Raw genomic sequence first — 8,338 nt, 5'->3', positions numbered from 1 at the left:
GGCTGTACGACGGGTTTCTCAGCGGGCTGGAGCCCTACTACCTGCAGCGCGTCCGCCCGCCGGTGCTGTGGTACTTCCTGGCCTGCGCGCTGCCGCTGGTGCTTGGCTGGATGTGCCTCGCCGCCTGGCTCTACCTGCGCTGGGTGCTGGCGCTACCGCTGGTGGCCATCGAGGGCGCATCGCCGCTCGCCGCCCTGGGCCGCAGCGTCACCCTCACCCGTGGATGGCGCCGCTCGATCGCCGCGGCGGTGCTGACCCTTCTGGTGCTGATCGTGGCGCTGCCGGTGCTGATCACCTGGCTGTTCGACCTGGTGGTCACGCCGTTTCTATGGTGGCTGCCGGAGCACACCGCGGTACTGATTCCGGCCATGCTCGCCTACCTCACCGGCTACGTGCTGATCACGCTGACCATCACCTTCCTGGGCATCGCCGCTAATGCCCTGCTCTCCGCCTGCCTCTACCAGCAGTTGGCGGGTCGCGCGCCCTCCTCTTCCACCTTGCCGCAAGCCGGACCCTCGTCCGGTCGGCTCGCCTGGGCGATAGAGCTCTTCGTGCTGGCGTTCGCGGCCCTCCAGGCGTGGTGGATCCTCAACAGCTTCGAGATTCGCGACAACGTGGCGGTGATCGCCCACCGGGGCAGCTCGATGGTGGCGCCGGAGAACACGCTGGCCGCCGTGCGCCAGGCGCTCGAAGACCGCGCCGACTACGTCGAGCTCGACGTTCGCCTGAGCGCCGATGATCAGGTCATGCTCTACCACGACCGAAGCCTTGCGCGCCTGACCGGCGACGAGCGCGACCTGGACGAGCTGACCCGCGAGGAGCTCGCCGACTTCGATATCGGTAGCTGGTTCGGCGACGCCTTCGTGGGCTAGCGAATCGCCGGGCTCGACGAGACGCTCGCCGTGGTGCGTGGCAAGGCGGGGCTGATGATCGACATGAAGGCCAGCCGCGGCGACGAGCCGCGCCTGGCCGAGTCGGTAATGGACGCGCTGGAGGTCGAGTCGGACATTCGCTACCGCTGCTGGGCGACGCAGGAAAGCGCCCTGACCGGCATGAGCGAATGCGGCTTCCCCAATGCTTTCATGGAGATGCGCCTGGCGACCATGACGCCGGGGCTGATCGAGACGATCAAGGCCCGCGCGCCGGAAATTCGCGTCACCCTGCTGGCGCAGCTGATACTGCCGGGCACGCTCGATCGAACTCGCTTCGATGCGCTGGGGCTTCGCCACAACCGCATCACCCGGCGCGAGATCGAACTCGCCGGCCTCTACGGCTATGAGATCCACGCCTGGACGGTGAATGACCGCGCGCGCATGTCCACCCTGATCGACCTGGGGGTGGATGCCATCATCACCGACTACCCGGAGCGGCTGAGCGAGCTGATCGAGGACCGCCGCGCGCTGAGCGACGGCGGTATCATCCTCGTCAAGCTGCGCAACTGGCTGCGCGAGTAATCCGGGCGATCACTCGCCTTCCACCACGCCTTCACGGCGCGGATCGGCACCGCCGAACAAGGTGCCGTCCTCGAGGCGACGAATCGCCTGCAGGCCGCTGGTCAGCTCGCGTTCGCTGACATTGTGGCCACGCTCGATGAGCGAGCCGATGGTGGCTTCAGGAAAGCGCCCCTCCTCCAGCCAGACATCGCCGCCGAGCGTCACCGCGTGGGGCAGGTTGAGCGCTTCCTGGGCGCTCAGGCCCCAGTCGCGCATGGCCATGAGCGTGCGCGCAGTGTAGTGGATGATCGCCGCGCCGCCGGGCGAGCCGAGGCTCGCCACGAAATCGCCGCTCTCCTGGTCGAACACCAGGGTCGGGCTCATGCTCGAGCGCGGGCGCTTGCCGGGCTCGATGCGGTTGGCCACCGGCTCGCCGTCGATCTCCGGAGTGAAGGAGAAGTCGGTCATCTCGTTGTTGAGCAGGTAGCCGCCGGGCAGGCCCGTGCCGCCGTCGGCCATGATCCGCGAGCCGAAGGCCTGCTCGATGGTGGTGGTCATGGCCACGGCATTGCCGTCTTCGTCGACGATGCTGACATGGCTGGTGCCGTACTCGGGCTGGGTCGGCTGGGAGGCGTAGCTCACCACGAACTCGCCGGGATTGCCGGGCTCGGCGGTATCGCCCATGCTGCTTTCTTCGATCAGCTGACTGCGGCGCTCCAGATAATCCGGCGCAAGCATCGTCGCCCAGTCACCCCCCGGCGCCTCGACGAAATCCGGGTCGCCGATGTAGCGGTTACGATCGGCGAAGGCCAGCCGTGACGCTTCCAGGAACTGGTGAAGCCAACTGGCGCTCGCCACGCCGTTATCCAGCGGGGCCTCGATCATCGGCTGGTCATCGAGCATGCCGAGAATCTGCATCACGGTGATATGCCCCGAGGAGGGCGGCGGGAAGCCGCAGACACGCCACTGCTGCCAGGGCGTGCAGAGGGCATCGCGCGTCACGCTTTCGTAGTCGGCGAGATCCTCGAGCGTCATGGCGCCCGGGCGGGTGGGATGATTCGTGACGCGCTCGACGAGATCGCGCGCCACTTCGCCTTCGTAGAAGGCTTGGCTGCCCTGCTTGGCGATCATGCGCAAGATCGCCGCCAGCGCCGGGTTGGTCAGCGTTTCGCCGACCTCGAGCGGCTCGCCGTTCTCATCGAAGTAGAAGGCGCCGGCGAGCGGATCGTCGCCCAGCGCCGGGTCCTCGGCAATGCTGGTGTGCAGGCGCTGGCTGACAGGAAAGCCCTCTTCGGCAAGCGTGATGGCGGGCACGAACAGCGTCTCCCAGTCGAGCTTGCCGTGGGCGGCGTGGGCGGTCTCGAGCATCTTCAGCGTGCCGGGCACGCCCACCGCCTGACCGCTGACCACGGCGTCCATGAACGCGATGGGCTCGCCATCGTCCATGAACATCGTTTCCGTCGCCGCCCGGGGCGCGGTTTCACGCCCATCGAAGGCCTCGACATTGGTACCCTCGGCGTACATCAAGAAGGCGCCGCCGCCGATGCCGCTGGACTGCGGCTCGACCAGCGTCAATACCATCTGCACGGCGATCGCCGCGTCGATGGCATTGCCGCCGGCCGCAAGGATCTGCCGACCGGCGTCGGCGGCGAGCGGATTGGCGGCGGCCACCGCGAACTCGTCGAAGGCCCAGCCGGGTTTTTCCTCGTAGCCGGAGCCCACTTCCGGGGTGACGGCGGGCGTGTCGTAGGTGAAGCCGAAGCTGTAGAGGGGTACCAGCAATAGGCCGGTCAAGGGTAACGTCGCCCTGCGTGGCAGCATGATCTCTCCTGGATATCTGGCCGGCATGGTCCGACTTGAGCGGGCCGGGTTGAACGATTCGGTGAACGAAGGGCGCCTGCCCCGTTTCAAGCTAGCCTATAAAACGCCTGCGCCCGGCACAATGGCCGGGCGCAAATTAACGCAATCATCGAGTCAGGCTTAGGCGATGGTCTCGCCGGCCAGCATGAACCAGGTTTCGAGCACCGCATCGGGGTTGAGCGAGACCGAATCGATGCCCTGCTCCATCAACCACTTGGCGAGTTCAGGGTGATCCGACGGCCCCTGGCCGCAGATGCCGACGTACTTGCCTTGCGCCTTGCACGCCTTGATCGCCATGGAAAGAAGCTTCTTGACCGCCTCGTTACGCTCGTCGAACAGATGCGCGACGATGCCGGAGTCGCGGTCGAGCCCGAGGGTCAGCTGGGTCAGGTCGTTGGAGCCGATCGAGAAGCCGTCGAAGTGCTCGAGGAACTCGTCGGCCAGCAGGGCGTTGGCGGGCAGCTCGCACATCATGATCACCTTGAGATCGCTCTCGCGGCGATCCAGCCCGTTGGCGGCGAGCAGCTCGACGACCTCGCGGGCCTCGCCCGTGGTGCGCACGAAGGGCACCATGATCTCGACGTTCTTGAAGCCCATCTCGTCGCGCACGCGCTTGAGCGCCCGACACTCGAGCTCGAAGCAGGGCCGAAACGCCTCGGAGACGTAGCGCGAGGCGCCACGAAAGCCGAGCATCGGGTTCTCCTCGCCGGGCTCATAGAGCTTGCCGCCGATCAGATTCTCGTACTCGTTGGACTTGAAGTCCGACAGGCGCACGATGACCTTCTGCGGATGGAACGCCGCGGCCAGCGTCGAAACACCCTCGACGAGCTTGTCGACGTAGAAGCTGACCGGATCGTCGTAGCCCGCCGTGCGCGCGTCGATCACCTGCTTGAGGTCCGGCGTCTGGCGGTCGTACTCGAGAAGCGCCTTGGGGTGCACGCCGATCATGCGGTTGATGATGAACTCGAGACGCGCCAGGCCCACGCCCGCGTGGGGCAGCCCGGCGAAGCCGAAGGCGCGATCCGGGTTGCCCACGTTCATCATGATCTTGAACGGGATCTCCGGCATGGCATCGACGCTCGACACCTTGCACTCGAAATCGAGAAGTCCTTCGTAGACGTTGCCGGTATCGCCCTCGGAGCAGGAGACCGTGACGTCGACGCCTTCACGAAGCTGGGTGGTGGCATCGCCGCAGCCGACCACCGCCGGAATGCCGAGCTCCCGGGCGATGATCGCCGCGTGGCAGGTGCGCCCGCCGCGGTTGGTGACTATCGCCGAGGCACGCTTCATGATCGGCTCCCAGTCCGGATCGGTCATGTCGGTGACCAGCACGTCGCCGGACTGGACCTTTTCCATGTCGTCCGGGTTCATCACCACCTTGACCGTGCCGCTGCCGATGCGCTGGCCGATGGCGCGGCCGGTGATCAGCTTGCGCCCCTTCTCTTTCAGGTGGAAGCGCTCGAGCTTGCCGCCCTCCTGCTGGGAGACCACGGTTTCCGGGCGCGCCTGGACGATGTAGAGCCTGCCGTCGTCGCCGTCCAGCGCCCACTCGATGTCCATCGGGCGGCCGTAGTGCTTCTCGATGATCACCGCCTGGCGGGCGAGATCCATCACCTGGTCATCGCTGATGCAGAAGCGTCCGCGATCGGAAAGCGGCACGTCGACGGTGGCCACCGACTTGCCGGCGCTGGCGCTTTCGCCGTAGATCATCTTGATCAGCTTGGAGCCGAGCGTGCGGCGCAGCACCGCCGGACGGCCGGCTTCGAGCGTGGGCTTGTGGACGTAGAACTCGTCCGGGTTGACCGCGCCCTGTACCACCGTCTCACCGAGCCCCCAGGAGGCGGTGACGAACACCGCGTCGCGGTAGCCGGACTCGGTATCGAGGGTGAACATCACGCCGGAGGCACCGGTTTCCGAGCGCACCATCTTCTGCACGCCGGCGGAAAGCGCGACGTTCTCGTGGGCGTAGCCGCGATGCACGCGGTAGGAGATGGCGCGGTCGTTGAAGAGTGACGCGAACACTTCGTGCACGGCGCGCTTGACGTTCTCGAACCCTTCGATGTTGAGGAAGGTTTCCTGCTGGCCGGCAAAGGAGGCGTCCGGCAGATCCTCGGCGGTGGCGGAGCTTCGTACCGCGGCCTTGAGATCGGGATGGCGGCTCTGGAGCGCGGCGTAGGCATCGGCCAGGGCGCTTTCGAAAGCGGGCGGCAGGGGCGTGTCGATGATCCACTGGCGGATGGTGCCGCCGGCGTCAGCGAGCGCCTTGACGTCGTCGACGTCGAGGCGCGAGAGCAGCGCGTTGATGCGATCGTTCAAGCCCTCGTGCGCCAGGAATTCACGATAGGCGTGGGCGGTGGTCGCAAAGCCGCCGGGTACCGTGACACCCGCGTCGGACAGATTGGAGATCATTTCGCCGAGCGACGCGTTCTTGCCGCCCACGCGCTCGACATCGTTCATGCCCAACTGGTCGAACCACACAATGTACTCTTGCACGCAACACCCCTTTTATCGTCACCCTGGGTTGAATCCGTCGGCGAGGCCATGGACGCTCGCCGGATCGACCCCTGCCATTGAGCGTGTCACCCTATCACCGCCCCCTCGTATTCGCCATTAGTCTAACCGCGAAGTCACTGAAGGTTTTTTACAACACACGGGCCTTCAAGGGGTTTCCTGTAGTCGCCCTTCCAGGGGCGGCCTTGGCCAGTGCATTTGCGACACGTTGTGCCGATGCAAAGAAGCGGTGAGAATGAAGCCTCGATTCCACGAGCGACGATAAAGAGAAACGATGGAGAGAAAGCCATGAAGCGCACGGCGTTTTTCATTTCCGACGGCACGGGCATCACCGCCGAAAGCCTGGGACGAAGCCTTTTGGCCCAGTTCAGCGGCGTCGAGATCACGATGCTGACCAAGCCCTATATCGATACGATCGAAAAGGCTCGGGCGCTGGCGGACATCATCGACGCCACCGCCAGTCGCGATGGCCAGCGGCCGATCATCATCGACACCATCGTTGACCAGCAGATCCGCGACGTGATTCGCCAGGCCCAGGGGTTCAAGGTCGACGTCTTCTCGACCTTTCTCGAGCCTCTGGAGCAGGAGCTCGAGACCCACTCGTCCTACAGTGTGGGCCGCACTCATGCGATCGGCAGCGACGACGTCTACATGGATCGCATCCACTCGGTGCACTTTGCCCTCGACAACGACGACGGCGCCCGCACCCACCAGTACGATCAGGCGGACGTGATCCTGGTCGGCGTGTCGCGCTGCGGCAAGACCCCGACGTCGCTCTATCTGGCGCTGCAGTTCGGCATCCGCGCGGCCAATTACCCGCTGACCGAGGACGATCTGGACGAGGATGGCAGCCTCAAGCTCCCCCGCGTGCTCGCCCCGCACCGCCACAAGCTGTTCGGGCTGACCATCGATGCGCGCAGGCTCTCGGCGATTCGCAACGAGCGCCGGCCCAACAGCCGCTACAGCTCGATCGACCAGTGCGTGCAGGAAGTGGAACAGGCGGCGGCGCTCTACCGCTCGATGAACATTCCCTTCATCGACACCACGCGCTTCTCGATCGAGGAGATCTCGACGCGCATGATCGCCGAAACCGGCCTCGCGCGGCGTTTTTCACCGCGCTAGCGAGGCCGGATTCCGACAAAAAACGTTACAGGCCCTTGGGCGCAAAGATGCCCGGGGCGTTGCGCCAGTAGCCCTTGTAGTCCATGCCGAAGCCGAACACGTAGCGGTCCGCCACCTCGAGGCCGCAGTAGTCGGCCTTGAGGCCGGGCACCGCCTTGCGATCGTGCTGCTTGTCGACCAGCACGGCGGTCGAGACACTCGCCGCCTGGGCCTCTTCGCAGTACTTGAGAATCGCCGCCAGGGTCGCACCCTCGTCGAGGATGTCGTCGATGATCACCACGTGACGCCCGGCCATCGGCACCTCCGGCGAGACGCGCCAGAAGAGCTCGCCGCCGCGCAGCTCGTTGCGATAGCGCGTGGCGTGCAGGTAGTCCACCTCGAGCGGGAAACCGAGCCGGGTCAACAGATGCCCGGTGGTGATCAGTCCGCCGTTCATCACGCAATAAAACACCGGCAGCTTGTCGCCGAGATCCGCAGTGATGGCCTCGGCCATGCGATCCAGCGCCTGCTCGACCTGCGTCTGGGAGATCAGGCAGTCGGCGTTGTCCATCAATTCGCGCATGGAATCCAGCGACTCGAGGGTTTCTTTGTCCAGTTTGGCCATGGGGGCTCCGGCGTTACTCGCGAAAGGGTCGGAAAAGGAAAAACGGAAGGGCCGGTCGCTAACCGGCAAGTTCGGAAAGCTTGGCATTGGCGCGGCGCCAGCGCTTGAGCGCGCCGAGCGCCTCGAGATCCGGCCGGGCACGGGCGTAGCGAAGCTTGCCGATGCGCTTGTTCTGAAGGCCCTGGCAGGCACCGACCACCTCGAGAGCCGCGTCGCGATCGTTGCAGATCAACAGCATGTCGCAGCCCGCCGCCAGCGCCGCCTTCGCGCGCTCGGCGGGGCTTCCCGCCACGTGAGCACCGGCCATGGTCAAGTCGTCGGAGAAGATGCAGCCCTTGAAGCCCAGCGACTCGCGCAGCATGCCGAGCCAGCTCGGCGAGAAGCCCGCCGGACGCGGGTCGAAAGCGCTGTAGATCACATGCGCCGGCATCACGCCATCGAGCTCGCCGGCCAGGCGGGCAAAGGGCACCAGGTCGCGCGCCTTCAAGGCCTCGAGCGGGCGCGGATCCTCAGCCACTTTCAGGTGGGTATCCGCCTCGATGCCGCCATGGCCGGGAAAGTGCTTGCCGATCGCCGCCATGCCGGCCTCGTGCAGACCGCGCACGAAGTGACCACCGAGCAGCGCCACCTGCTCCGGATCGTGACCGAAGCTGCGATCGCCGATGACGCTCGAAAGCCCGCTCTCGACGTCGAGCACCGGTGCGAAACTCACGTCGAGCCCGCAGGCGGCCATCTCCATGCCCAAGAGCCAGCCGGCATCGGCGGCCAGCGCCACGCCCGCCTCCGGGTCCTCGACGAAGCGCTCGCC

Annotated in this window: 5 protein-coding genes and 1 pseudogene; 2 read left to right on the top strand and 4 right to left on the bottom strand. The window is 65.9% G+C overall.

Going from position 1 to position 8,338, the window contains the following annotated elements; genetic code table 11:
• Positions 1–1,454: pseudogene (locus BIS11_RS06460) on the top strand (glycerophosphodiester phosphodiesterase family protein); the annotation flags it as partial.
• A 9-nt stretch (positions 1,455–1,463) separates the two neighbouring features.
• On the opposite strand, the gene ggt reads toward BIS11_RS06460, so the two are convergent.
• Positions 1,464–3,254 (bottom strand): gamma-glutamyltransferase, encoded by a 1,791-nt coding sequence (ggt, locus tag BIS11_RS06455; RefSeq protein WP_253419087.1) that lies wholly within the window; start codon positions 3,252–3,254, stop codon positions 1,464–1,466.
• Positions 3,255–3,413: 159 nt separating this feature from the next.
• Positions 3,414–5,786: a phosphoenolpyruvate synthase gene (gene ppsA / locus BIS11_RS06450; protein ID WP_253419084.1), complete on the bottom strand. Its 2,373-nt coding sequence runs from the start codon at positions 5,784–5,786 to the stop codon at positions 3,414–3,416.
• Positions 5,787–6,092: 306 nt separating this feature from the next.
• Between ppsA and BIS11_RS06445 the strand changes: the two genes are divergently transcribed.
• Positions 6,093–6,926, top strand: a complete 834-nt coding sequence (locus BIS11_RS06445; protein ID WP_253419081.1) for a pyruvate, water dikinase regulatory protein — start codon at positions 6,093–6,095, stop codon at positions 6,924–6,926.
• A gap of 25 nt (positions 6,927–6,951) precedes the next feature.
• On the opposite strand, the gene BIS11_RS06440 is transcribed toward BIS11_RS06445, so the two are convergent.
• Positions 6,952–7,530 carry a hypoxanthine-guanine phosphoribosyltransferase gene (locus tag BIS11_RS06440; RefSeq protein ID WP_253419078.1) on the bottom strand — a complete coding sequence of 193 codons (579 nt, stop codon included), beginning with the start codon at positions 7,528–7,530 and terminating at the stop codon, positions 6,952–6,954.
• 58 nt (positions 7,531–7,588) lie between these two features.
• Positions 7,589–8,338 (bottom strand): beta-N-acetylhexosaminidase (gene nagZ, locus BIS11_RS06435; RefSeq protein ID WP_253585842.1); only part of this gene is annotated, 750 nt, incomplete at its 5' end.

Origin of the sequence: Halomonas sp. 707D4, assembly GCF_024158685.1 — a bacterium.
In the GTDB taxonomy this organism is placed as follows: Bacteria; Pseudomonadota; Gammaproteobacteria; order Pseudomonadales; family Halomonadaceae; genus Vreelandella.
This window is presented reverse-complemented; position numbering and strand designations above follow the sequence as displayed.